Consider the following 25,973-nt stretch of genomic DNA (forward strand, 5'->3'; position numbering starts at 1 on the left):
CGTATTCTTTCAGATCCCGGCATACCACTCATAGCCGTTATCTTCCCAATAGCCTCCATTTCCATCGCCAATATCCTCGAAGTTTTCGACCAGCTCGATGCGCTCGATGTACTTGGCGTGCTTATATCCAAGCTGCCGTTCCACACGCAGCCGGAGCGGCGCTCCGTTACCGACGGGTAACGTCTCGCCGTTGAGCGCATAGGCGAGAATAGTCTGGGGATGGCGCGCTTCCTCGAGGTCGATGCTTTCGTAGTAGAAAACCTCGTCGTCCCACTGGTCGAAGCAGTGGAAGACCACATATTTCGCAGAGACCGTGGGTTCAACGGCAGCCAACAAGGCTGCCAGGGGCGTCCCCGTCCACTGCCCAATGGCGGACCAACCTTCCACGCAATCGTGCCGGGTGATCTGGGTGCGCTCCCCCAACGCACGCAGTTCGTCGCATGACCAGGCGCCCGGTCGGCGCACCAGCCCATCGACCTTCAGTCGGTAGTTTCGGAATCCATCCCGCATCAGGGCGAGGTAGGGCTCGGTCGTGGGCATCGTCGTGCCATTGGCCTTGAACACCGGGGAAATGTCGCTGACCGAGAACTCTCTTGCCAGCCGGGACGCGGGCGAGACCAAGCCTTGGGCCCGTCGCGTGAGCCCCTCCGCACTTTCAAGGATGCGCGGGCCGGTATCGCTATCGGATATCCGATCGCAGCCGACCAGCAGCACACCCATCGCCGACAGGACCGCTTGCCGCAGAAAGTCACGACGGTCACTCATGGGGCACCTTCATCTTTACGGTGTAGAAGCCTGTGATCATGCTACGTACCTGGTTGACCACCCCGCTGATCAGCACCTCGAACAGGTGGACCGCCAGGAAGGCCACCAAAGCACAGGCCAGGAGAAAGTGAATCGACCTGGCGGATTGGCGCCCGCCGACCCAGTCGACCAGCCACGGGAACGCGGCATCCAGTCGCGGCGACATGGCCATGCCCATCAGTGCGATGCCGCACAGCGCCGCGATGACGCCCAGGTAGGCCAGGCGCTGAAGGACGTTGTAGCGAAGGGCCTCATCCCCCTGCGGGTGCCGGAGCCGAAGGTGGTCCCAGACGGACTGGCCGAATCCTCGCAAATCCCGGCGGGTTGGGACCAGATCCTTCCGGAAGTGTCCCGACCCTATGGACCAGGCAAGGTACAGCAGTCCATTAATGACAAAGACCCACGCAAAGAAGAAATGCCAACGCCGCCCCAGGGCCAACCACGCGGGACCCGGAATCGTCGCCCAGGCAGGAAATCCGCGTTGGACGCGATGACCGTTTACCACCGATGCGCCCAGCACCCCGTCCGTCCGAAACGTGTGTCCGAAAAGCGTGGTGGCGCCGTGCAGCGCATTATCAGCGCCACGCGACGCTCCCATGGCCAACCAGGTACCTTCGTCGGTATTCGCCTGGCCCCAACTCAGGCTGGGATGCGCGTTGAAAATTTGAAGACCGCTTCCCAGCAGAACCGTCAGACAAATGACGTTCACCCAGTGCAAGACTCTGACAGGCCACCGATGGCGGTAGACACGCTGGGCAATAGGCATCTCCATGGACGTCTCCTTCGGTTACGTGCCGGAACCTGCCGTCTTTGCAGAGTGTATCGGCCCGGGACACTATTTCTTACGATCAATCCAGGCTGCTCCCCTTGCCGCTCGCGCAATCAAACACGAGCCTTGTCCATCAGGAGAAACCGATGTCCGTCAAACGAATTATCGCGAACATTGCCGCACCGCACCCCGACATGGCCAAGAGCTTCTACGTCGACATCCTGGGGCTGGAGGCCGTCATGGACCACGGGTGGATTGTGACCTACGGTGCGGCGACGACGGATAGCAGGCCACAGATCAACATCGCCAGCGAAGGAGGTTCGGGAACCGCCGTACCCGATCTTTCCATTGAAGTCGACAATCTTGAAGAGATCCTGGCGCGGGTCGAAACGGCGGGACTGAGGGTGGAATACGGTCCCAAGGATGAGCCCTGGGGCGTCCGAAGGTTCTATGTCCGAGACCCTTTTGGTCGCTTGGTAAACATCCTGAGCCATGCCGGTACCGCGTAGAAGGTATAACGCCGTGGCGGTCGATGTTCATGCCCGGACGATACTTCCCGGGTCGGCAAATATCTTGCGTCGTTCGGGTGCGCCATGGAAAGCATCCATCACACCCAAACGGCATTCGGGACAATACAATCCTTTGAGTCACCCGGACGCGAGGAACCATGCAGATGACGAAGTTGGCCAACGGGATCCTACTTGCAGCTCTCCTGAGCACCACCGCCCACGCGCAGACCAACGCAGGCGATCAGAAGCCCGACCCCGACCTGCCCTTCAACATCACCAAGGTAGCCAGCTTCGATCTGCCTTGGCGCATCGCTTTCCTGCCCGATGGCCGCATGCTGGTCACCGAGAAGGTAGGTCGCCTTCAGCTGGTGACGCCGCAAGGTGCCAAGACCGAGGTCAAGGGCGTGCCGGCCAGCTACGTCGAAGGTCAGAACGGCATGCTGGGCGTTTTCCTTTCGCCCCACTACGCCAGCGACCACAGCGTGTACCTCACCTATGTCGCGCCAGGTGACTACGGCGGCGGCCTGGCCATGGGTCGAGGTCAACTCGTACTGGATGGCGGTCAGGCCCGGCTGGACAACTTCCAGGTGCTGTGGCGCCAGATGCCCACGGGCAAGGGCGGCCAGGCCGGCGCGCAGATCGCCTTTTCGCCGGACGGCAAGACCCTCTTCCTCACCGTGGGCGATCGCCAGCGCTTCACCCCCGCGCAGGATCCCGATCAACCGGTGGGAAAGATCCTGCGACTGACGCTGGATGGCAAGCCTGCGCCGGGTAATCCATGGGCAGGAAAGGTCGGTGCTCCCACCCTTTCGCTGATCGATCCGGCGACCGACACCGAAGCAGCCAAAACGGCCCCCGTGGTCAGCACCTATACGTTCCCCGGACCCAACCTGACGCCGTCGGAGACCTGGAGCACCGGCCACCGCACGCCTTATGGCCTCGCTTTCGCGCCTGACGGTCGCCTGTGGGAACTCGAGCACGGCCCTCGCGGCGGCGACGAGCTGAACCTGATCCAGCGTGGCAAGAACTACGGCTGGCCGCTGGTTTCGTATGGCATGAACTATAACGGTGTGCCCATCCCCTCCCCCGACACGCGGCCCGATCTCGTCAAGCCGGCGATCTATTGGGTGCCGGTGATCGCCCCGGGCAACCTCATGTTCTACAAGGGCGGCATGTTCCCGCAGTGGAACGGCAGCGCCTTGATCAGCGGCCTTTCCAGCGAGGCGATCATTCGGGTCACCGTCGACCACAAGGGCGGTGCCGCCGCGGTCCAGCGCTGGACTATCGGCAAACGCGTCCGCGATGTCGAAGAAGCTCCGGACGGCTCGCTCTGGCTAGTTGAAGACGCGCAACCCGGTGGGCTGTTCCGCCTCACGCCGAAATAACGCCACCCGCGATGCCCGCATCCGACCGGCTTTGCTGCACGTATTCGCGGCACAGCTGCTCGACCAGCGCGCGATGGTCCGGTAGGTCGTCCAGAGCACGAGCTGCCGCCTGACGGATCATCGCGAATTCCTGGCGTGCCGCGTCCATGTGCGGATACGCGCTGCGCATGGGCCCGAGGTCGGTCTGGAATTCCATCCCGTACAGCACATACTGCCAGCTGGCGGTCATGAACATTTCCAGGTCGGCAACGAAATCCAACCGATGTGGCGGACGCTGCTTCCACTTCCGCAGCTTCTCCTGCAGGGTTTCCGGGATGCTGGCAAGAGCGCCGTTGTCGGTCCAGAACGGCGAGTCTCTCCGCTGGCTCAGGCAATAGTGCATCTTGATGAAATCGATGATGCGGTCGTAGCGTGCGACCATCATCTCGTTGAAGTGACGCGCAGCACTTTCCATCTCGTCGGTGTCGCTGGGCAACAGGTGCGTCAGCAAGTAGGTCGCCAATTCGACCAGCGCGATGCCGGTGGATTCCAGAGGTTCGACAAAGCCGCCGGCCAGGCCCACCGCCACGCAGTTCTTGCGCCAGTGCTCAGGGCGGTATCCCGTCTCGAACTTGATGTGCATGGCCTTCAGGCTTTCGCCGGCACGGCCCACGTAGCGCCGGAAGACCTCGTCGGCACGATCGTCGGTGGTATGCCGCGACGAATACACATAGCCGATGCCACGCCGCTTCTGCAAACCGATGTCCCAGATCCAACCGGCTTCCTGGGCGGTGGAGATGGTGTATGAAGGAATCGGTGCATCGGGCCTGTCGTACGGCACCTGCATGGCGATGGCGCGATCGGCGAACAGGACGTCGGCACGGCTGCGGAAGGGGGACTGCATCACGTTGCCGATCAGCATGCCGCGCAGTCCGGTGCAGTCGACGTACAGATCGGCGGTCAACTCACCCTCCTCCTTTGTCACCAGGCGCGCGATGGCGCCGCGTTCGTCCAGCTCCGTGCGCTCTACCGTTCCCACGTGCCGAACCACGCCGAGTGCCTGCTGGCCGTGCACGGCGAGCACGCGCGCGAAGCACGCGGCGTCGAAGTGGAAGGCATGATTCATCGGCCCCTGGTAGTCCGCATCCTTCGCACGCTTGGGCGCACGCGAGTGATCGACCACCCTGCCCTGCATCGACACGGCGTCGGCGAATGCCATGCCCTCGGGGGCGGCACCGAGCAGCCAGTACGGCAACAACTCAGGACCACCCGGACGCTGGCTAGGCGCGTTGAATGGATGAAAGAAGTGATCCGCTCCAGGGGTTCCCGGCGGCCGTACCCAATGGCGATAGTGGATGCCCTGCTTGTATGTCGCAGTGGCACCGACCAGGAAGCGACGTTCGTCCAGACCGATCGCGGCCAGCGTGCCACGAATGGAGGGAAACGTGGCTTCGCCCACACCAAGCAAGCCGATGTCCGGCGATTCCACCAGGTGCACCTGCACGCTGCGGGGATCGACCGCGTTGACCGCCTTGGCCAGGTAGCACGCTGCCAGCCAGCCGGCGGTGCCGCCGCCTACGATCAGTACTTTCTTCAGGCGTGCCATGGTGTGTTCTCGCCGATGTTACGCGTTGAGAAAAGAATTGCCGGGCCGCCCCACGCGGACCCGGCAAAACGCCATTCCCGGGAGGGATAGGCGACGCTCCCGAGAGCGTCGCCGATAGAACGGCAAACGTCGGGCGGCACCTGCGTCAGGTGGCCGCCATGTACTACCTCAGAACCACACGCCGAGTTGGACCCCATAGGTACGCGGCGCGAGGTACTGCGACACGTACTGCAGCGAGCCGTCGGCCATAAGGAAACGGCCGGCGCTGGTGCGGGTCTTCTCATCGGACACGTTCTGCACATAAGCGTTGACCCACCACTTGTCGCCGGGCTCGCTATAACGCAGCGACAGGTCGCCACGCACGTAGGCCTTCTGCTTGTCGCCCGAACCCAGGTTGAAGTAGCTCAACCACTGCGAGCTCTGGTATTGCGCACTGGCACGGGGCGTGAGGCGTCCTCCGTTACCGAGATGGAACGTGTGCTCGTAGATGCCGGTGAGCGACACGCTCGGCGCATGCGGCAGATCGTTGCCGGTGACGTTCATGCAATTGGCGAGGTTGGACGCCGGCGGACACGCCGGCAGGCCCTGGTAGTCGTTGGACCCGGCGTAAATGAGCTTTCCAAGCTCCTTCTTCGGAATGGCCGAGAAGATCAGGTTGAAGCGATCGTCCTTCTGCTGATACGCCAGCTCCGATTCGAAGCCGAGCACCTTGGTGCTGCCGCCCACGTTGGAGAAGCCCAGGCCGTGGTTGCCATCCGGATAGACGATAGGCGCGGAAAGCTGGAAGTTCTTGAAGTCTTCGTAATAGACGGCCGTGTTCCACGTCATGTGGCCATCGAAGAAGGCGAACTTGCTGCCGACTTCATAGTTGGTCAGCGTCTCGGGCTTGTACAGCGTGCCCGCATCCTGCGTGCCGCCCGACTTGTAGCCGGTGGACACGCTGGCGTAGAGCATGCCGTTCTCGCTGACGTCGGTATCCAGGCGCAGCAGCCAGGTCGGTTTGCTCTTGCTGTACTTGGCGGTGTTCCGCTGCGATATGGAGAAACCGTTCGACGGATCCGGATAGACGTCCGGAGAGATCGGCACCTGCGGTACGGTCGGGTCGTACGCCCAACCCCAGTTGATGCCGCCCTTGTTCTCCTTGTCGTCATGCGACCAACGCAAGCCGCCGGTGAGGCGCCAGTGGTCGCTGAGATGCCAGGTAGCCTGACCGAACAAGGCGTACGACTTCACCGTTTCCTTCGGCTGGATGAAGGAGCCCTGCCAGCTCACGGTGCCGTAGCGCGTACCGTTCATGATGGGGATGTCGAACCGGATGTCGTTGTTCTCGTAGCCATAGTACGCACCGAGGATCCAGTCCACGGTCTGCGGACCCGTGGACTTCAGGTCGATCTCCTGGCTCCAGTTCTTGTAGTGGGAGGCGTTGGTGCGATCGTCCTGGTACACGCCGTTGGTGGTGAAGCTGGTGGGAACGCTGACGCCGACATCCTGGTCGAAGTCGCTCTTGCCGGAGTAATGGTTGTAGCCGGCGATGTAGCTGAGCTGCATGCCGTCGTTGATGTTCCAGTCCATGCGGCTACGCACCGTATTGGACGTGCGGTGCAGGTACGGCGCGGTGTCGATCAGCGCGGACCAGAAATCCTGCCCCTGACGCGGTGTCTGCATGAGGCTCATGCTGGGCGTGCCGCGGTCGACGAAATACTCGTACGAGAGATTCCACTTGAATGCATCGCTGGGCTGCCACAGCGCGCTGACGCGTGCGGCGGACTGGTCCTGGGCGTTGTACTTGTCGCCGCTCTGCACGTACTGGCCGGGGTCGATCGGCTTGAAGTTGGCCAGCGTTCCGCCGGAAGCGGACGAGGCGAGATACGCTTGCTGCTGTTGCGCGACGGAGGGCAGCTGGCTCGACGGATTCTGGTAATCGACATAGCCATCATGCTGCTCGTGCACCACGGCGACACGCATGGCAAAGGTATTGCTGATGGGCAGGTTGAACGCGGCGCGAGAGCCGATCTGGCTGTAGTTGCCTGCCTCGACCTGCGCGTTGCCGTAGAAGCCCGCGCCGATGTCCGGCTTGGCCGTCTGGAAGCTGATGGCGCCGGCGGTGGAGTTGCGGCCCCAGAGCGTGCCCTGGGGGCCGCGAAGCACTTCGACGCCATCCATATCCAGCAACAGGCCCGACGCCGCCTCGGCGCGCGGTGCGTACACGCCGTCGACGAAGGTGGCGACTTCGGGATCGGCGTATTCGGTCTTGGCGCTGTCGTTGCCGATGCCGCGCAGGGTAAGCGTCACGACGCCATGGTCGCCCTGCGATGTACCTTGCAGGCCCGGCACCAGCTTGGTCAGGTCCTGCACGGTCATCACGCGCTCTCGGTCGAGCGTGTCGACGGTGATCGCCGTGACCGCCACCGGTGTTTTCTGCAACGGCGTATCGCGTTTGGTCGCGGTAACTGAAACGGCATCCAGGTTCTGCACCTTCTTGTCGGCAGCCTCTGGATTCCTCGATGGCGGGTTCTGCACGGTCGCGTCCTGATCGGCCGCAAGCAGCGTGCCCGGAGCAAACGCGAGTGACATGGCGACATACAACAACTTGTGACGCAGATTCATCTGGCTCTCCCCAATCGTTCGGATAAATGTTGTCGGCCGTGCGAAACGGTCCTGACAAAGGTTCCCCAACTCCCCTGGTGCGCCATCAACCCCGAATGACAGCGCTGTCATCGCTGGATAATAGAGCTCCATCGCTATGAATGCTTGCCGCATGGCAGCAAGTCATCCAGGCATCCACAAACGCATGTAGCAAGGCCCCGCTTCGCTTTCCGTTGCTCTCAACGGCTCGATATTGGTGCAGAGCAAATCGACATCGGCTCGGTCGTCACGGTTTGGCCCCTTGAGTCGGGCATGTCAACGTTCGGTCCGCGACCGTGCTCAGTGACACCTCGGCGATGGCAATCTGCCCACCGGAATGACTGGACCATACAAAGGGCCGATCCAGGCGGCTCATGTTCGCGCCGGCGTCGCGAAAGCATTTCAGCGGGATGCCTACGCTCAACCATTGTCCTTTGGGCAGCGCGGAGAGCTGACGTCCGACCGGCACCCAACCATGGCAACTGGTGCCGCAGCCGACCCCCACGCTGGATGTGTCGTCTGGCGACATGGCATCGACCCTCAAGGTGGTCACCAGCAGAACGTCGCCATTGGTTTCGCGTTCCACATCGAGTGGCATGGGTGCGACGAGTTCAACGCTTGCGGCGCCGGCACCGGCCCCCATCCAGCGCAAACTCCGCGCATCCTCCTGCGCCTTGTAGTCGAGTGCACCGATTTGCAGGCTGCCGTCTGGCGTGGCGGCCGGTGTGGCGGCGACATTCATGGCCACGCCGTTCGCGCCGGTCAGGCGCACCACGAAATCCTGTGCAGGCTTGCCTCGGGTGAAGTAAACGCCGGCCTGCGCGCTGCTCAATACGAGCCCCGGGTTCTCGGGTAATGCCCCGGTGTTCGCGCTGTCGGCATAGGTCAGACCGAAGCCGTAAGGGAACTGCGGTCGCTCGCCTTGTGCGACGGCGGCGACGGGTACCTGTAGCGCACTGCGTGGCCACGCATACGCCAGCTTGCCGTGGAAGTCGTGCGCTACACGGCCATCACGGGTACGTAGCAATACGTCGGCGATGCCTTCGCCCTCACTGCCCGGCAGCCACGCCACCACGAAAGCATCGGCGGCGTTGATCTCGCGATTCACCCACAGCGGCCGACCGGTCAGGAACACGGCCACCACTGGCACGCCCTGCCCTCGCAGCTTGCGTAGTAGATCGAGGTCGTGATCGTTGCCCGGACGGTATGCCAGGTTCGGCAGGTCGCCCTGGAACTCGGCGTAGGGATCCTCGCCGAACACCACGATGGCGACATCGGGCTTCTGCTTGTAGTCGCCCTCCACAGAGAGTTCGGCGCTCCCGCCCGCGGCCTTCACCTGTGCCTGGATACCGGCCCAGATGGAGGTGGCTCCCGGGAAATTCGCATTGGTCAGTCCCGTGCCCTGCCAGGTCAGCGTCCAGCCACCGTTCTGCTTGGAGATGTTATCGGCGCCATTGCCGGCGACCAGGATGTGCTTACGCGGATCGATCGGCAGCACGCCCTGGTTATTCTTCAGCAGCACCAACGACTCGCGTACTGCCCGACGCGCCACCGCGCGATGCGCAGGACTCCCGATCACCTCTGCCGAGCGGGTCGCCAACGAATTGGCCGAGGGCAACCCCGCCTCGAACATGCCCAGGCGCATCTTCACCCGCAGGATGCGGGTCACCGCATCGTCGACGCGGCTCATCGGAATCACACCGGCCTTCACCTCAGCCAGCGTGTTCTTGTACACCCCTTTCCATGAGTCGGGCGCCTCCAACATGTCCAGCCCGGCGTTGTAGGCCGCGGCGCAGTCCTCGTTGGTGCAGCCCGGCACTTGCCCGTGCGCGTTCCAGTCGCCGAGCACGATCCCGTCGAAGCCCATGCGCTGCTTCAGCACGCCAGTGATCAGCGCCTTGTTGCCGGCCATCTTGACGCCGTTCCAGCTGGAAAACGAGACCATCACGACCTGCACGCCAGCCTTGATCGCCGGCAAATAGCCGGCAGAGTGCACGTCGCGCAACACCGCCTCGCTGACCCTGGCGTCGCCCTGGTCCCTGCCATCGTGCGTGCCGCCATCGCCGAGGAAGTGCTTGGCGGTGGCGATGACATGCCCGGCATCGAGGAAGGAGGAAGTACCCGGTTTACCCTCCAGCCCGCCGATGACGGCGGCAGCGTATTGCGCAACCAGCGCCGGGTCCTGCGAATAGCCTTCGTAGGAACGGCCCCAGCGCACGTCCTGGGGCACGGTGAGCGTGGGCGCAAACGTCCAGCCGATGCCGCTGGCACGCAGCTCTTGCGCCGTGACCTCGCCGATGTCGTGGATCAATGATGGATCGCGGGTGGCGCCCAGCCCTGAGTTCTGTGGAAACAGTGTGCTGCCGACGAGGTTGTTGTGGCCATGCACGGCATCGATGCCGAACAGCACCGGAATGGCCTGTCCGCCGCGCGATGTATCCATCGATGCGCGATAGAACGCATCGGCCAGCGTCTGCCACTGCGAGGCAACGGGATACGGCTGTCCCGGCGGCTTGGAGTTGCCGCCGGCCAGAACCGAGCCAAGCCGGTATTCGCGCACGTCGTCCGGTGTTACGTATTTGATGTCGGCCTGAATCATCTGGCCGACCTTTTCAGCCACCGACATCTTCGCCAACAGATCCCGGATCCTGGATTCGAGCGCAGGATCGGGAGGCAGCGGCGACTCGCCTTTCGGCCACTGTTCGGGGTGGACGATGGCTGCATCGCCAGCCATGGCTGGAACGGTCATCGACAAAGCGCCGGTAAACGACAGCGCCACGGAAAGACTTCGCAAAAACAGGCTCGACGACCGCAGCAATGGCACGGCAAAGCTCCAGGCTGGCGCGCCGGCGGCACGCTTCCGGACCGCATGGTGGCAGGAATGACAGCGCTGTCAATTTGCTATGCAGCATGAGCGTCCGCCCGCCGCGTGGGCCGGGGTGTCTCAAGGTGCGATCGCTGTGGAGCCGCGGATCTGCAGGGAGAACGGCATCTCCACCAGCCGGCCGGTACCGTGACCGCGTAACTCGCTCAGCAATTGCTCGGCGGCGATCCGCCCCATCTCGCGGCTGGGTTGCTGGACCGTGGTGAGCGGTGGCCACAGCTGACGCGACAGGGGCGTGTCGTCAAAGCCACACACGGACAGGTCGTGCGGAACCTTCAGGCCGTACTCCCCCGCCGCCCACATGACGCCGGTAGCCATGTCGTCATTGGCAGCGAAGACGGCCGTCGGTCGATCGGCCAGCGAAAACAGCGTCCGCGCCGCTTCCACGCCGGAGCCGAAGGTGAAAGCGCCCTGCACCACCATGGCCGGATCTTCAGGCAGGCCAGCGGCAGCCATCGCCTCGCGATAGCCGGCCAGCCGCCAGCGGCTGGCTCCGTGATTGGCGATGCCGATCACGTGAGCGATCCGCCGGTGGCCGAGCTGCAGCAGATGCTCCACGATCGCGCGCGCGGCGCGCTGCTCGTCCATCGTCACGCCCAGGGTCTTGCCGCGTCGAAGCGGTGACACGCTGGCAAATGGCACGTCACGCTCACGCAGGCGTTTCAGCAGCGGCGCGTAGTCGGTAATCGGCGGCGTCAGCACGACGCCGTCGGGATGATGGTCTGAAATCAGGGTGTCGAAACGACGGATGAAATCGCCGTCGCGCATGCGTAGCGGGCGCACCATCATGCTATAGCGGTGCGCGTCGCAGGCCTCGAGCACGCCATCCTGGATCTCGGCCAGATAGGTCGAGGACGGGTTGTCGTTGTTGTCGTAAAGCATCGCTACCAGGAAGGAGCGATTTCCTGCCAGACTGCGCGCCGACGGATGCGGGCGATAGTCCATTGCCTCCATGGCGGCACGCACGCGCTCGCGCGTGGCGTCGGTCACGTTCGCCTCGTCATTGAGCACGCGCGACACGGTCTTGGGCGATACGCCCGCTTCGCGCGCCACATCTTCGAGACGTACCCGCATGGATTCTCCGCTGTCATCACGCTGTCGATCGACTATGCCGCCATCGCCATCCGCTTTACAAGCGTGACAAGGGGCTCCGATGCTGCGTCCGCAGCATGCGGGATGCGCCGGGCCATGACATAACTGTTCCTTCACCCAGAGCAAGGCCAGGCGCCGATGACCGAGAAACCCGAGCTGTCGTTCTGGCAGATCTGGAATATGTGCTTCGGCTTTCTCGGCCTCCAGTTCGGCCTCGCATTACAGAACTCGAACGTCAGCCGGATATTCCAGACGTTGGGCGCGAACGTCAACGACATCCCTTCGCTATGGATCGCCGCGCCGCTGACGGGACTGATCGTGCAACCGATCGTCGGTCACTACTCCGACCGCACCTGGAACCGCCTCGGCCGTCGCCGGCCGTACTTTCTGGCCGGCGCGGTGTTCGCCTCGCTGGCACTGCTATGGATGCCGAACGTGCCGGCGTTGTGGATGGCTGCCGGTTTGCTATGGGTCCTGGATGCTTCGATCAATGTGTCGATGGAGCCATTCCGCGCTTTGGTGGGCGACCAACTGCCGACGCGACAGCGACCCGCCGGGTTTGCGACACAGAGTTTTTTTATCGGCGCGGGTGCCGTCGTGGCCTCCATGCTGCCGTGGGTTCTGGCACGGTTCGGCATCGCCAACGTGGCGCCGGACGGAAGCATTCCGGACACCGTGAAGTATGCCTTCTACGGCGGCGGCGCCGTCCTTCTCGGTGCCGTTCTCTGGACGATCCTGGCCACCCGCGAATACACACCTGCCCAGCTTCGATCGTTCACCGACAACGTACCCGAAGGGCCGCCAGTGGATGTATCGCACGCCGGACGGCCAGGCTTGCTCTTGCTGCTGGCGGGTGGCGCGGTACTGTTCGCGATCGAGCATTTCGCGCTGGAGAAGGAAGTCTACCTGCTGGCCGGCGGCCTGATCGGGTTCGGTCTCCTTCTCACCTGGCTCAGCCGCACCCGCACCCACGGGATGCTGCGTGACGTGATGGGCAACCTCTATGGCATGCCCCTCTCGATGCGGCGCCTGGCGGGGGTGCAGCTGTTCTCGTGGTTCTCGCTATTCGCCATGTGGATCTACACCACCGCGGGTGTAACGCAGACCATGTACGCCACCGTGGACACCAGCTCATCCGCCTACAACGAGGGAGCCAACTGGGTCGGCGTGCTGTTCGCAGCCTACAATGGATTTGGCGCACTGGCCGCGGTAGTCATCCCGCTGATGGTGCGCCGGTGGGGCATGCGCGTCAGCCACGTGGTGAGCCTATGGCTCGGTGCCCTGGGACTGTTGTCATTCCTGTACATCCGCGATCCACATTGGCTGCTTGCCTCGATGGTCGGTGTCGGCTTTGCCTGGGCATCGATTCTGTCCCTGCCCTACGCACTGCTTTCGGACAACCTGCCTACCGCGAAGCTGGGCGTCTATATGGGCATCTTCAATGTCTTCATCGTGATTCCGCAGGTGCTCGCCGCCAGCGTCCTGGGCCTGCTCCTGCGGCTGTGCTTTCACAATCAGCCGATCTGGGCCCTGGGGCTGGGCGGGGTAAGCCTGTTCATCGCCGGTCTGTGCACTCTCTACGTACCCGAGCCGGACGGCCGCGCACGGCGGCCTTGATCCGATGTCAGCGACATTCGACTCACGGCGATGACCTGCCGTCGGCGTAGCGTTCGACGGCATCGGCCTGCCTTATCGGCAACGAGCTGGTTTCCACCGTATCGGATACTTCGCCATCCAACCGGAAAAAGGCCACTTCCCGCATGAGCTCATCGGCCCGTTCCAGCGCATGACGGCTGGCAGCACTCGCCTCCTCGACCAGCGCGGCGTTTTGCTGCGTGACTTCGTCCAGGGCGGTCACCGCATCGTTGACCTGCTCGATACCGACGGCCTGTTCCGCCGACGCGGCGGCGATTTCACCAACGATGCCGGAGACTCGTACGGCGCCGGATTCCATCTTCCCCAGCTCCTGCCCGGTCGACGTCACCAGGGCGGCACCCTCTTCCACACGCTCGGAGGCGGTGGCGATGAGTGCCTTGATGTCTTTCGCCGCAACGGCACTACGCTGGGCGAGCCGCCTGACCTCGGTGGCGACGACGGCGAAGCCTCGTCCATGCTCGCCGGCGCGCGCCGCTTCCACCGCGGCGTTCAATGCCAACAAATTGGTCTGGAAGGCAATTTCGTCGATGAGAACAGCGATCTCGCCGATATCCCGACTCGCCTCGGTGATCCGGCTCATGGCGGCGATGGCTTCCTCGGCTACCTTGCGGGTCGCGGCCGCGTCGTCACGAAGCGATGTCGACAACGATCGGGCTGCCCCGGCGCCGTCGGCATTCTGGCGTACCGAGGCGGTCATCTCCTCCATGGATGCCGCGGTCTCTTCCAGGGAGGATGCCTGCTCCTGCGTACGGCTGGATAGTTCGTCGTTGCCGGCGGCGATGTCGCGAGCGGACTGCGTCACCTGTCCCGCGTTGTCGCGAACCTTTCGTACGATGCCCGCCAAGGTTTCGTCCATGGCACTCAGTGAGCGCAATGTGTCGCTGACTTCGTCCCTGCCCTTCACCGCGATTCCATGGCCGAGTTCGCCGCCATGGATTCGTGCGGCGAGGTCCCGGGCCTGCACCAAGGGCCGCATGATGGAGCGAGCCAGCAGCGTTCCGGCGAGCATCAGACCGATGGCGCCGAGGAGAAGCGTGGCAGCAACCAGGAAGAGAGCACGCTGCTGAATGCGCTCGGCCTCGGCGAAAGCACCTGCGGCCTGCCGAACATTCTCGTCGACGATGGCTTGGATGGCCGTGCCTTCTGCCGTGAACGCGGGGCCCACGGCGTCGAGCATGTACTTTACGGCCTCGTCGTGCTTGCCGGCGGCCATGAGCGGCTCGAGCCTGGATTTGAGTTCGCGTGCATGTGCTCGTGCGGCAATGAAGGCATCGGCAGCTATCTTTTCTTGACGCGACGACACCCTGGCCGGGTAGTAACGAGACCAGACCGCATCGATCTTTGCGATGGCTTTCGCATTGTCTTCTCGCTCCTTGGTCGCGGCATCGAGGGTGCCTACCAAAAGAGCGCGGTTGAGGCCGGTCCGGGTCTCATTGAACAACGCCCGCACCGTGGTGACGTCCACAATGGGCTCGAGCGACTCGTGGTACAGCGCAGTGAGCTCGCCATGGGTCTGACGAAGGGCCAGAAGCCCTCCGCCACCTACCAGGGCCGATATGAGCAGGGCAAGTCCAATGAGCAGGATGATGCGAAGACGAACCGTCATGAGTAACTCCCCGAGTTACCTGTGTATCGGCGCGAAAGCGGCTTCCCTTGAGCAAAATCGGCAAGCTGCCTGGGTGCCGTGCAGTCTCACGCGTGCGGAGCCGGAATAGTCCGTCACCGGCGATTCACGGCCGTCATGCGGATGGGGACAGGCCTTGCCCACGCTCGTTGGCAAGGCTGGCCGATGACACGGCACGATTACGTCCGTCCCGCTTTGCAGCGTAAAGCGCCCGATCTGCCATCGTGACAGCATCGGTCCAGCCGTCCCCCATGCCGAGGAGGTGATAGCCGATACTGACTGTGCAGGCCAGGTTGTGTTCCGGCACGACCGAAATAGAGGCCCCTGCCACCGCTGCGCGGAGTTCCTCGGCAAAGGCCTGCACCTCGAGTTCGTCGGTATCTATCATCAGCACCATGAACTCCTCGCCTCCCACCCTGGCCAGGAGATTCGGAGCGCGAGTATGTCGATGAAGGAGTTCGGCAATCGCGATGAGTGCCCGGTCTCCGCCCGGGTGCCCCCAGCGGTCGTTGATCCGTTTGAAATGGTCGACGTCGACGATGAGAACCGCAATGCGCCGCTCCAAGGGCGATCGTTCGACGGAGATCCGCTCCCCGAGCTCCCAGATAACACGTCGGTTAGGGACGCCGGTGAGCGGATCCTCCTTGGCAAGTTGAACCAGTTCGGCGTCGAACTGCCTGCTGAGCATCCACAAGATGCAAGGCGTTATCACCCATGTGAGCACCAGGCGCGCCAAAAGGCCGAACGCCGAGGTTGGGTCGTACGCCCCGCTCATCAGGGGATGGAGTTCCCACCATGACACCCGTATGACGAGCGCCGTCGCCCAAAGGCCATGAAACGCCGCAGCGACCCGTGCCGCCTGCCTTTGCGCGACGTCGCGACATCGCCAAAACGCGATTGCCGTTGCAATCGTCAAGACCACTTTCAGGCTGCCGCCCGCCACCACCATGAAACGCAGATCCTCGCCATGGCCGATCACGTACGCGACCTCCACCGCGGCGATGCCCGAAACGGCAGCCAGTACGAGCCCTATGCGAAACGTCTGCCCGAAGTAGACCAGGACCGCTGCCAGACCAAAGGCCGTTCCCGCATCGATAAGCATGTTTCCGAGCAACCCCAGCCCGGGGAAGCCGATGCCGAACGCAGGCAGGATGAGGACAAAGAATCCGACCGCAATCAGCGCGTTGCTCGAGGCCCAGAGTAAGAGACCGCGTATCTGGCGAGTTCGACGAAGGCTCAGATGGAGCGCTGTGAAAATGGCGGAAGAGAGTGCCGCGAGTAACGCATTGACGATCAGCAAGGTGCCAGCGTGCGTCAGTCTCGCAAGCGATTCCACAAGGTTCCCCGCGTGTCATGTTCGAGGACCCCACGCCTCGCGGCGGATTATATCGAACGATCGGATAAGACAGCGTCCCTGACACGTGCAACATGCAGGTGTCGTCAAGGTGTCCTGGCAGTTGGCGCGCGCCGAGCCCGGCCTCGTTACGTCAGCGCTTACGCAATGGGCGTCGACCGCTCCCCTGCGCGACATCGAGTGTCGACGGCGGCGCTACTGCAAGTACTTTCCGATCGCGTCGACGGCCTGCCTGCCCTGCACGCCCGAGCCTTCCGGATTGAAATGGACATCGTCCAGGTAGAGCGTGGGATAGCGCAGCATGAGCGCATATTGGTCGTCGATGGCGATCGCGTCGTGAGTCACGATCTGCAATGCCTCCGCGTTCCTCTCCTTGATGCGCTTGTTCGAGGGTCCATTCGGACTGTCCTTCCGTACCGGAGTGGTAGATGCCCAGATGAGGTGGGCACCGGGAGCCACCTTCCGCAGCGTCGTCACATAGCCAGGAAAGGCTGCTTCATACTCCTTTTCGGTGTAAGACCACCCGTGCATGCCGTTGTTGAAGTGAACGACACGGAATGCCACGCCCTGCAATGCGGCGAACTCGTTCAACTGTGCATCCAGGCGCGGATCGCCCAGGCTGGTCGATGCGGCGAACAGGTAGACGTTGGCTCTCCCGCTGAGTCCACGCTGCACTTCTGCAAAGTAGTTGCGCGTGATGGAGTCCCCGACCAGGAGAACGTTCGGCAGCTGGCGATCGACCTGCTCGGGCCTGACCTCCCAGGTCCATTCGGTGACTTCGGATCGCGACGCCGACTGTGCCTGGCAGTAGACCGAAATGCATAACAGTGTGGTCAGGCCGATCGCTGCCCATGCCTTGGGATGCTTACGGATCATTGCGTTCCTCATGGGTTGCCTTCAATTGTGCGCCTGATACCACCTCGCTCAGGAACGCCAACATCTCTCGGTTGAAGACATCCGGTCGTTGCAGCGGGGCGAAGTGACTGACGGCCGGCAAAAGCACGAACCGGGCACGCGGAATAGTGCGGGCGATGTACTGGGCATGGTCGCGATCGATGAACTCGTCGTGCTCGCCCAGAACGCTCCATACCGGAACGGCGATCTCGCCCAGCGTATCGGGGCCGTAGTTCGGCTGGCCAGCCTGCATCGGGCCCAGATCGTCACGCATCGCCTCGAAGCCACCCACGACAGGGGAAAGCGCCGCGTACTCCTCGACGTGATGGCGGTAGATGCGATCGATCACCGGTGACGGCTGGAAGGGTCTGGTACCCGTGCTGTCGACATTGCATGCGAAGAAGAACACGCCGGCGGAGCGGTCCGGTGTTTCGCGCGAGAGGACCAAAGCGGTATCCGCCCCGTCACTCCAGCCGATGAAGGCGGCGCGGGCGACGCCCAGGGCATCCATGACGGCGCGGGTGTCGGCGGCCATCAGCGCGTAGCTGTAGGGCCTGCGATCCCGACTCGAACGCCCCTGGCCACGGCTGTCGATCACGATCGCCGTGTAGCCCGCGGCGGTCAGCACGGGAACCTGATGGCCCCAATTACCGGCGTTGCCCAGACCGCCGTGTAAGAGAACCACCGGCGGTCCGGCACCCATGCTGGCGTACCAGATCCGGGCGTTCTCGTTGTCGACGTATCCGCTGACGACCGGCGTGGGAAGCGCAGGAACGCCGTGGGCGGCGAGTTGCGTCAGGTCATCGTCGCGGATGCGCGGCCCGCCGCCGGTGAACGTGTCTGGCATACGGCGTTTCGCCTCAATCCTTGAAAATCGCCGGCGTCCCGACCCAGATCATGCGCACTTCGGACTTGCCGACGTTGCGCATGCTGTAGGGATGCCTCTGGTCGAAGTGCGCGCTGTCACCGGCATTCAGGACGAACTTCTTCCTGCCGACGGTCATTTCGAGCGTGCCGCTCAAGATGTACCAGAAGCCCTCCCCCTCCCGATGGATCGTGGGTGCGACCAGACCGGCGGGAACGATCAGCCGCAGTGCTTCCATCTTGCGCTCGGCGTGCCGACCGCTCAAGCGCTCGTAGACCACCGGGGATTCCAGATCGATCCGATCGTGCTCGTTGGCCCGGCAGACGATCTGGCCTGGGGTGGGCACGCCGACGAAGTAGTCGACATCCACATTCAAGGCCTGGGCGATGGCTTCCAGGGAAAGCAGCGACGGGGAAGCCAGGTTCCTCTCGACCTGGGAGAGGAACGGTATGGAAAGGCCCGATGCATCGGCCAGGGCTTTCAGGGTCAGTCCCAGGCCGCGTCGTCGGTCGCGAATCGCAGAGCCGATGCTCAGCTGCGCGTTCGGCATGGTTACGAACTATGGTCGCTACTGATCAGCCAGCGTGCGCCGACCTTGTGGAAGAGCAGTGTCGTGATCCCCGAGACCTCGGCGCCGGTGTCCGGTTTGAGGTGGTAGCGGCCGACCACGAAGGCATACTGCGATCCCAGCGGTTTGACGTCGATCAGTTCCAGGGTGAGCTTGCCCAGGCTGGCGCCAGGCTTCTGGAAGCGCGAGGCGTACATCGCCGCGATCGCATCGTAGCCTTCGATCGTGCCGCTCGCGCTGACGTAGCGGGTACCCGGAGCACGCTCGTAGCACTCCATGAACGTTTTCAGGTCGCCGGCGGACCAGGCCGCGGCACTGGTGTCGAGCGCCTGCTTGATCGCCTGGGCGGTGGACACGGTCGGTGTTTCAGCCGAAGCGGTGGCAGTGGCCACCACTGCGCTCAAGGCACAGAGAAGAACGGACGTGGTTTTCATGGCACCCCTTGAGCACGAGAGAAGTCGTAGGACCCTTTTGGATGGCTATTTACGATTGCAACCCGATCGTAGCGTAAAAGCTTGACTCCATCAAAACTTTTTGATCTGATCGAAACCAGGGAGTGTGCACCGCAGCAATCGCGGTTCAGACGGCTATACGGCGCCAGGGGATCCAAGGCGCAGCCGGTCAGGGACTTCTGGCTCTACCGAGTAATACCCGGGGTAACTCATAAGAACTCAAGAACACGCTCTCATCGACGAGCGTGCGAGAAGGGTATGCGCCTTTGAAAGGCCGCCTTCCATCAAGCCGATTTGCGGGGGAACACCATGAAACACGATCTCAAGCGCACTCTTCTCTACACGGCCTTGTTGTCCGTGGCCCTGACTTCGACCGCGGCCAGCGGGCAGGATGCCGCTGCCCCCGGCACCGACAAGAGAAAAGCGCAGGCGTCCGATACGCCGCAGACGCTGGAAGGGATCACCGTCACTGCCGCCAAGCGCGAGCAGGATATCCAGAAGGTCCCGATCAGCATGACCGCGCTGACCGGCGAACAGCTCGAGCGGCAAGGCGTTACCAGCCTCGTCGACCTGGCGCGTATCGCGCCCGCATTGACGGTCGCCTCCTCGGGCCCCGGCGAGAACAACCTGATCATCCGCGGTATCTCGTCGAGCGCGGGCTCGGCCGCCACCGTCGGCTACTACCTCGACGACGTGCCCATCGCGGCATCGAGCAACGCCGCCCTGTTGTCGACGCGAGGCGTCATCGATCCATCGGTGTTCGACATCGAGCGCGTCGAAGTGCTGCGCGGCCCGCAGGGTACGATCTACGGCTCCAGCTCCATGGGCGGCACGGTCAAGTACGTGACCAATCAGCCGGACCTGGACTTCGTCGAAGCCCGCATCAAGACGGATGTGTCGGGCACCTACCATGGCGGCCCGAATGCCAACGTCAACGGCGTACTGAATATCCCGCTGCTGAAGGACAAGGTCGCGCTGCGCGTGTCGGCATACTACCGCGACGACGACGGCTATATCGACCGTTACCCGATCTCGCCGACCAACTACCTCGAGGCGGATCCGAACGGCAAGAAAAAGGACAACGTCAACACCTACAAGACCTACGGCACGCGCGTGGCGATGCTGATCAAGCCGGACGACACGCTGTCGATCACGCCAAGCTTCATCTACCAGTACTCGAAGCTGGGCTCGCCATTTACCTACGACAAGGTTCCCGCGACGCTCGAAAACCCGTACCAGGTGCGTGACGTCAACGAGGCCAACGTACAGAAGTCGACCATCTCCAATATCGCCATCCACAAGCAGTTCGACGCCTTCGAGCTGATGTCGTCTTCCTCATATTTCACCCGCGATGTCAACATTCGCGACGACAGCTCCAAGGTCATCAACTACTTCTTCGGCTTGCCGAGCGTCTACCCGACGACCATGTACGGCAGCTACAAGAACAAGGAATTCACCGAGGAGTTGAGGGCGACCAGCAAGTTCGACGGCCCGGTCCAGGCGATCCTCGGCGCGTTCTATCACGATGTCCGTGCACCGCTGGTCTCGTCCATTCCGTATCCCGAGGGCTTCAACCAGACCTTCAACACCCCGTTCCCGGCGTATTCGACGATCTACGCCGGCGCGCGCAACGCCACGCTCCACGAGTACGCGGTGTTCGGCGAACTGTCATGGAACATCACCGACAAGTTGAAGGCCAGCGCGGGTATCCGTGCGTTTGAGGTCAAGCAGGGTTTCTCGCAGACCGGCGACGGCCTGCTCAACGGCGGACCGAGCGCCGTGAACAGCAGTTCGAAGGACTACGGCAGTACGCCGAAGTTCACCCTGCAGTACCAGATCAGTCCCGAGAACATGGTCTACGCGACGGCGTCCGAGGGCTATCGGCCGGGCGGCCCAAACAATCCCGCGCCGGCGGCGCTGTGCGGCGCGGAAGTGGCCGGGCTGGGCCTGAGCCAGTCGCAGTTGAACAAGTACAACCCCGATACGCTGTGGAACTACGAGCTGGGCTTCAAGAGCGCGTGGCTGGACCGGCGCCTGCTCGTCGATGCATCCGTGTATCACATCGACTGGGACCACGTTCAGCAGCAGATCGTGCTCGGTTGCGGCTACAACATCACCGCCAACTTCGGTAAGGCCGTCAGCCAGGGCGCGGAACTGGAATTGAAGTTCCTGCCGATCAACGCGGTGACCTTGAGCGCCGGTTTCAGCTACAACGACGCGCATCTGAAGAACGACGTTCCGGGCACCTCGGCGAAAGATGGGGACCGCCTCGTCAATGTGCCACGCTTTACCGGCTCGGTCGGTGCCGAGTATCGCCATCGGGTCAACGTGCAGTATGACGGCTTCATGCGCGCCGACCTCAGCTATGTCGGTAATTCAAACTTCCTGTACGACAGGGACAGCCCGTTCTATCGCCGCGGCGGCTTCGCCACCACCAATATCCGCATGGGCGTGGAAGGTCGTAACGGTTTCGATATCTCGCTCTACGCGACCAACCTGTTCGACAAGCGCGGCGAGACCGATCTGCCGGTGGCCATCTCGGCCGATCTGCCGACGACGCGGCGTGTCGCCCTCAATCAGCCGCGCACCATCGGCGTCACCTTGCAGTACCAGTACTGACGCGAGCCGGGGCGCAGCCACCCGGCCGCGCCCCGGCCGCTTACCAGTCGGTCGGCCGATAGTCCTTAAGGAACTGCCCCCAGACGTGCTCGCCAGTATTGATCCCGCTGATGATCGGATCGACGATGCGCGCCGCGCCGTCGACGATGTCCAGCGGCGGGTGGAAGCGCTCTTCCAGCACCTTTTTCGCCGCAAGGCCGGCAGGATCCTCATCGGTCACCCAGCCCGTGTCGACGCTGTTCATATGGATGCCGTCGTTGTGGTAATCGGTGGCCGAGGTGCGCGTCATCATGTTGAGCGCGGCCTTTGCCATGTTGGTGTGCGGATGCCGCGTTGTCTTGAAGTTGCGGTAGAACTGCCCTTCCATCGCCGACACGTTGACGATGTGCTTGTCGCGCTCCGGCGTGCGCAGCATCAGCGGCTTCAGTCGCGCATTGATGATGAACGGCGCGATCGCGTTGACCAGTTGCACTTCGAGTAGCTCCACCGAGGGTACTTCGGCCATCAGCAAGCGCCAGGAATTGCGTTCGCGCAGATCGATCTGCTGCAGGTCCTGGTCGAGCCTGCCCTCGGGAAACAGATGGCTCTGGGCCAGCAGTTCCTCGGGCAGCAGCGGCATCTGGGAGAGTTCGGCGGCCCGGGTCAGGCCGGGCAACGCTGCCCCGCGGCTTGCCAGCGAGTTCGCCGGATCACCCGCGGCGTCGGCCAGGATGTTGGAACCGCGCATGCCCTCGTAGTGACCGACCAGCTTCCGTACGTGTTCGGGCATGTCGTGCAGCGCCGCCGTCTCGCCGTCCATCATGTGGGCGTAGAAATCGGGTGGACGACGCACCGTCTGGCAGGCGTTGTTGATGATGAAGTCCAGCCGCGGACGCGTGGCGACCAGTTCCTGACAGAACGCTTCGACGCTGGGCGTATGGCGCAGATCCAGCCCGTAGACTTGCAGCCGATGACCCCATTCGCCGAAGTCCGGTTCCTCCGCATAGCGTGCCGCCGAGTCGCGCGGGAAACGCGTGGTGACGATCAGTTCGGCACCGGCACGCAGCAGTTTCAGGCCGGCCTGATAACCGATCTTGACGCGACCGCCGGTCAGCAGCGCAACACGACCACGCAGATCGACCAGCTCGGTGCGCTTGGCGTAATTGAATGCGGCACAGGTCGGGCACAACTGATCGTAGAAGAAATGAATCGCCGAATACTTCTGCTTGCACACATAGCAGTGCTTGGGCTCGATCGATTCGCGCGGTTGCGCGGCATCGGCATCGGGCGGGATGTCGTTCGCCTCGAAGGCCTCCGGGGCAAAGACATTCGGCGTGGTGAATACCGGCTTGCGACGCAACGCGCGGATGCCGGTCTGGTTGAGCACCGTGTCCTCGGCCTCGATCTTCGACGCACGGCGCGCCTTCTGGGCGGCCTTGAGCCTGACCCGCCGCTCACCGGGGTCCGGGTGGTAGACCTGCGCCACCGCCTGGAACAGGCGCCGGCGGTCTTCCGCCGGCAGGCCATCGAGCATGAGCCGATCGGCGGCAACCGATTCAAGCAGGTGCGCCGCTGCGCGTAAGCGCTCCAGCAGTGTGGTGTCGACGTCGCCAGGCGGCGGTGAGGTAGTGTTCAAGAGCTTGATCCATAACGGGAAAGTCGGCGCCAGGTCATGCCCGGCAGGGCATGGGATGCAGCCAGCCGCCTATTTTGCCCGTTATAGACCTTCTGCGGGGATCAGGCCGTAAGCGAGCTCACGCGGGGCCGAAGTCGAGCACGACCCGCGATGGGACATCGCCTTTCTGCAGGCGGTCGAAAACATCGTTGATGGCGGACAACGGTTGCAGCTCGATGTCCGCCTTCACCTTGCCCTGCGCTGCGAAGTCCAACGCCTCGGCCATATCCGCGCGCGTGCCGACGAACGAGCCACGCACGGTGATGCAGTTGGCCACGACATCGAACAGCGGCACCGGGAACTCGCCTGGCGGCAATCCCACCAGGACGCAGGTCCCGTGTTTGCGCGTCATGCCGACGCCTTGCCTGAACGCTCCCAGCGAAGGCGCGGTGATCAGCACGCCATGGGCACCGCCATTCGTCGCCGCGCGCACCGCCTCGATGGGGTCGCCGTTCTTCGCGTTCACGACGGCATCCGCGCCCAGCCGGGTAGCGTGCGCAAGCTTCCCGTCATCGATATCGACACCACAGACCTTCAGTCCCATGGCCTTGGCATACTGCACCGCAAGGTGCCCGAGGCCGCCGATGCCGGAAATGGCGATCCACTGGCCCGGCCTCACGTCGGCGACCTTGATGCCCTTGTAGGTCGTGATCCCCGCGCAGATGATGGGCGCCGCTTCCGTCGCAGCCAGACCGTGCGGCACATGCGCGACGTAGTCGGGGTCGGCCAGGATGTACTCGGCGAACCCGCCGTTCTTCGTGTAGCCGCCGAACTCGGCACTGGCGCAGACGGTTTCCCAGGCGGTGAGGCAATACTCGCAGTGGCCGCAGGCCGAGTACAACCAAGGCACGCCCACGCGTTCCCCCTCCTTGACGCTGGTGACGCCGGCACCCAGAGCCACCACGATGCCGATCCCTTCGTGGCCGGGGATGAACGGTGGCGAAGGCTTCACCGGCCAGTCGCCGCGCGCCGCGTGGAGGTCGGTATGACAAACGCCACACGCTTCGGTCTTGATCAGGATCTGCCCGGGGCCGGGTGTGGGAATGTCCCACTCGCGTAGTACCAGAGGTTTGCCAAAGGCCTCGACGACGGCGGCGAACATGTGACGGGTCATGGGGTGCTTCCTGTGAATGAGGGTGATCGTCGTGTCATCGAGTGGCATGACGTTGGGTAACCGGGAGTCATGCGGCAGCGGGGAGGCCAAGGCCGCGGACGGCTTCGATCATCTCTGTCATCACCGCCTGAGCGTCGCCATAGACCATGTTGCAGTTATCGGCATAGAACAGTGGGTTGACGATGCCAGCGTAGCCCTTGCCCTCGCCGCGTTTGACCACGTAGACCTGCTTGGCCTTGTCTGCATCCAGGATCGGCATGCCAAAGATCGGCGAGGTCTTCTCGCTGCGTGCGGACGGATTCACGACGTCGTTGGCACCGATGACAAGCACCACATCGGTACTGGCGAAGTCGTCGTTGATGTCCTCGAGCTGGTAGATCAGGTCATAGGGCACGCCGGCCTCGGCCAGAAGCACGTCCATTTGTCCCGGCATGCGACCGGCGACCGGATGAACCGCGAAGCGCACTTTCACGCCCGCGGCGATCAGCAGCTTCACGAAGTCGTACAGCTTCTGCTGGCCCTGGGCGGCGGCGAGCCCATAGCCCGGCACGATGATCACGCTGCCCGCATAGCGCATCGCGATACCCGCGTCGCCGGCCGCTGTCGGCTTGAGACTGCCCGCGATTGCGCCCTGCGTCTGCCTGGCGGCATCGCCGAACCTGGTGAAGAGCACGTTGCTCACCGAGCGGTTCATCGCCCTGGCCATCAATAGCGTCAGCAGGATGCCTGCCGCGCCAACCAGCATGCCGGCGATCATCAGCGATGGGGTCTGCAGCACAAACCCTTCCAGGCCCACCGCCAGGCCGGTGAAGGCGTTGTAGATAGAGATCACCACCGGCATGTCCGCGCCACCGATCGGCAGTGTCATCAGGATGCCGAACAGCGTCGCGCAACCGAAGAACAGCCAGATGACCCCTTGCATCGGCATGATCGGCACTTCGCCACTCTGCACGATATACATGATGTATAAGCCGACACCCAGCGTGGCGATCATCACCAGTGCGTTGATGACCTGCTGCCCCTTGATGCGCAAGGGCTTCTTCAACACGCCCTGTAGCTTGGCCCAGGCGACCAACGAGCCCGACAGCGAGATCGCCCCGATGATCGCGCCGAGAAGGGTCACGCTCAGTTGCGTCATGCCATGGGCATGGTTCCCAAACAGCTCCATCGCGGCAATCGCGCCGGCGGCGCCACCGCCCATGCCGTTATAGAGAGCCACCATTTGCGGCATCGCGGTCATCGCTACCTTGCGCCCACTCCACCAGGCCAGGCCGATGCCGACGGTCAAGGCGATAACCGCCAATGCCAGGTTCACCGGCAGGTGTGGAGCGGCGGCGGGACCGACGCTGAACGAGTACAGGAAACTGGCTACCACAGCCGCGACCATGCCGACGCCAGCGACCTTGATGCCGGCCGGTGCGGTCACAGGCGAGGACATGCGCCAAAGGCCGAATGTCAGCAGAAAGGCGGCGACGATACCGACGGTATCGATAAGCAGTTGGGGAATCATCGTGAGCATG

19 protein-coding genes are annotated in these 25,973 nt (G+C 63.2%); 4 read left to right on the forward strand and 15 right to left on the reverse strand.

Annotation, left to right across the window (positions count from 1 at the left end; genetic code table 11):
- Nucleotides 1-9: 9 nt before the first annotated feature.
- Entirely contained in the window at nucleotides 10-765 is a 756-nt protein-coding gene (locus VM621_RS13540; RefSeq protein WP_325469497.1) for a molybdopterin-dependent oxidoreductase, read from the reverse strand.
- Entirely contained in the window at nucleotides 758-1,576 is an 819-nt protein-coding gene (locus tag VM621_RS13545; protein WP_325469498.1) for a cytochrome b/b6 domain-containing protein, read from the reverse strand. The genes VM621_RS13540 and VM621_RS13545 overlap by 8 nt, the downstream gene beginning before the upstream one ends.
- A 143-nt stretch (nucleotides 1,577-1,719) precedes the next feature.
- Between VM621_RS13545 and VM621_RS13550 the strand changes: the two genes are divergently transcribed.
- Both VM621_RS13550 and VM621_RS13555 read left to right on the forward strand, forming a co-directional pair.
- On the forward strand, nucleotides 1,720-2,082 hold the full coding sequence (locus tag VM621_RS13550; RefSeq protein ID WP_325469499.1) for a VOC family protein: 363 nt from the start codon (nucleotides 1,720-1,722) through the stop codon (nucleotides 2,080-2,082).
- Nucleotides 2,083-2,246: 164 nt separating this feature from the next.
- Nucleotides 2,247-3,467 carry a PQQ-dependent sugar dehydrogenase gene (locus VM621_RS13555; RefSeq protein WP_325469500.1) on the forward strand — a complete coding sequence of 407 codons (1,221 nt, stop codon included), beginning with the start codon at nucleotides 2,247-2,249 and terminating at the stop codon, nucleotides 3,465-3,467.
- Here VM621_RS13555 and VM621_RS13560 read toward each other — a convergent pair.
- The 4 genes from VM621_RS13560 to VM621_RS13575 all read right to left on the reverse strand — a co-directional run bounded on the left by VM621_RS13560 (nucleotide 3,454) and on the right by VM621_RS13575 (nucleotide 11,635).
- Entirely contained in the window at nucleotides 3,454-5,052 is a 1,599-nt protein-coding gene (locus VM621_RS13560; RefSeq protein ID WP_325469501.1) for a tryptophan halogenase family protein, read from the reverse strand. The genes VM621_RS13555 and VM621_RS13560 overlap by 14 nt on opposite strands.
- A 168-nt stretch (nucleotides 5,053-5,220) precedes the next feature.
- Entirely contained in the window at nucleotides 5,221-7,659 is a 2,439-nt protein-coding gene (locus VM621_RS13565) for a TonB-dependent receptor (protein ID WP_325469502.1), read from the reverse strand.
- 265 nt (nucleotides 7,660-7,924) lie between these two features.
- Nucleotides 7,925-10,426 (reverse strand): glycoside hydrolase family 3 protein, encoded by a 2,502-nt coding sequence (locus VM621_RS13570; protein ID WP_325469503.1) that lies wholly within the window; start codon nucleotides 10,424-10,426, stop codon nucleotides 7,925-7,927.
- Between the two features lie 195 nt (nucleotides 10,427-10,621).
- Nucleotides 10,622-11,635, reverse strand: a complete 1,014-nt coding sequence (locus VM621_RS13575) for a LacI family DNA-binding transcriptional regulator (protein ID WP_325469525.1) — start codon at nucleotides 11,633-11,635, stop codon at nucleotides 10,622-10,624.
- A 156-nt stretch (nucleotides 11,636-11,791) separates the two neighbouring features.
- On the opposite strand from VM621_RS13575, the gene VM621_RS13580 reads away from it, so the two are divergent.
- Nucleotides 11,792-13,270, forward strand: a complete 1,479-nt coding sequence (locus VM621_RS13580; RefSeq protein ID WP_325469504.1) for an MFS transporter — start codon at nucleotides 11,792-11,794, stop codon at nucleotides 13,268-13,270.
- A 22-nt stretch (nucleotides 13,271-13,292) separates the two neighbouring features.
- Here the strand turns inward: VM621_RS13580 and VM621_RS13585 are convergent, their stop codons facing one another.
- The 6 genes from VM621_RS13585 to VM621_RS13610 all read right to left on the reverse strand — a co-directional run bounded on the left by VM621_RS13585 (nucleotide 13,293) and on the right by VM621_RS13610 (nucleotide 19,048).
- Nucleotides 13,293-14,915 (reverse strand): methyl-accepting chemotaxis protein, encoded by a 1,623-nt coding sequence (locus tag VM621_RS13585; protein ID WP_325469505.1) that lies wholly within the window; start codon nucleotides 14,913-14,915, stop codon nucleotides 13,293-13,295.
- Nucleotides 14,916-15,048: 133 nt separating this feature from the next.
- Entirely contained in the window at nucleotides 15,049-16,233 is a 1,185-nt protein-coding gene (locus VM621_RS13590; RefSeq protein ID WP_325469506.1) for a GGDEF domain-containing protein, read from the reverse strand.
- 249 nt (nucleotides 16,234-16,482) lie between these two features.
- Nucleotides 16,483-17,163, reverse strand: coding sequence for an SGNH/GDSL hydrolase family protein (locus tag VM621_RS13595; protein WP_325469507.1), 681 nt, complete (start codon nucleotides 17,161-17,163; stop codon nucleotides 16,483-16,485).
- Nucleotides 17,153-18,028: an alpha/beta hydrolase gene (locus VM621_RS13600; protein ID WP_325469508.1), complete on the reverse strand. Its 876-nt coding sequence runs from the start codon at nucleotides 18,026-18,028 to the stop codon at nucleotides 17,153-17,155. The genes VM621_RS13595 and VM621_RS13600 overlap by 11 nt, the downstream gene beginning before the upstream one ends.
- A 13-nt stretch (nucleotides 18,029-18,041) precedes the next feature.
- Nucleotides 18,042-18,596, reverse strand: a complete 555-nt coding sequence (locus VM621_RS13605) for an XRE family transcriptional regulator (protein WP_325469509.1) — start codon at nucleotides 18,594-18,596, stop codon at nucleotides 18,042-18,044.
- A 2-nt stretch (nucleotides 18,597-18,598) separates the two neighbouring features.
- Complete coding sequence (locus tag VM621_RS13610) at nucleotides 18,599-19,048, reverse strand: nuclear transport factor 2 family protein (protein WP_325469510.1); 450 nt, start codon at nucleotides 19,046-19,048, stop codon at nucleotides 18,599-18,601.
- Between the two features lie 327 nt (nucleotides 19,049-19,375).
- Here VM621_RS13610 and VM621_RS13615 point away from each other — a divergent pair, with 327 nt between their 5' ends.
- Complete coding sequence (locus tag VM621_RS13615; RefSeq protein WP_325469511.1) at nucleotides 19,376-21,685, forward strand: TonB-dependent receptor; 2,310 nt, start codon at nucleotides 19,376-19,378, stop codon at nucleotides 21,683-21,685.
- A 40-nt stretch (nucleotides 21,686-21,725) separates the two neighbouring features.
- Here the strand turns inward: VM621_RS13615 and VM621_RS13620 are convergent, their stop codons facing one another.
- The 3 genes from VM621_RS13620 to VM621_RS13630 all read right to left on the reverse strand — a co-directional run bounded on the left by VM621_RS13620 (nucleotide 21,726) and on the right by VM621_RS13630 (nucleotide 25,972).
- Nucleotides 21,726-23,300: an SDR family oxidoreductase gene (locus tag VM621_RS13620; protein ID WP_325469512.1), complete on the reverse strand. Its 1,575-nt coding sequence runs from the start codon at nucleotides 23,298-23,300 to the stop codon at nucleotides 21,726-21,728.
- A 118-nt stretch (nucleotides 23,301-23,418) separates the two neighbouring features.
- Nucleotides 23,419-24,453 carry an alcohol dehydrogenase AdhP gene (gene adhP, locus VM621_RS13625; RefSeq protein WP_325469513.1) on the reverse strand — a complete coding sequence of 345 codons (1,035 nt, stop codon included), beginning with the start codon at nucleotides 24,451-24,453 and terminating at the stop codon, nucleotides 23,419-23,421.
- Between the two features lie 67 nt (nucleotides 24,454-24,520).
- Complete coding sequence (locus VM621_RS13630; protein WP_414674534.1) at nucleotides 24,521-25,972, reverse strand: NAD(P)(+) transhydrogenase (Re/Si-specific) subunit beta; 1,452 nt, start codon at nucleotides 25,970-25,972, stop codon at nucleotides 24,521-24,523.
- Nucleotide 25,973: the final 1 nt, after the last annotated feature.

The organism is Luteibacter sp., from assembly GCF_035539195.1.
In the GTDB taxonomy this organism is placed as follows: domain Bacteria; phylum Pseudomonadota; class Gammaproteobacteria; order Xanthomonadales; family Rhodanobacteraceae; genus Luteibacter.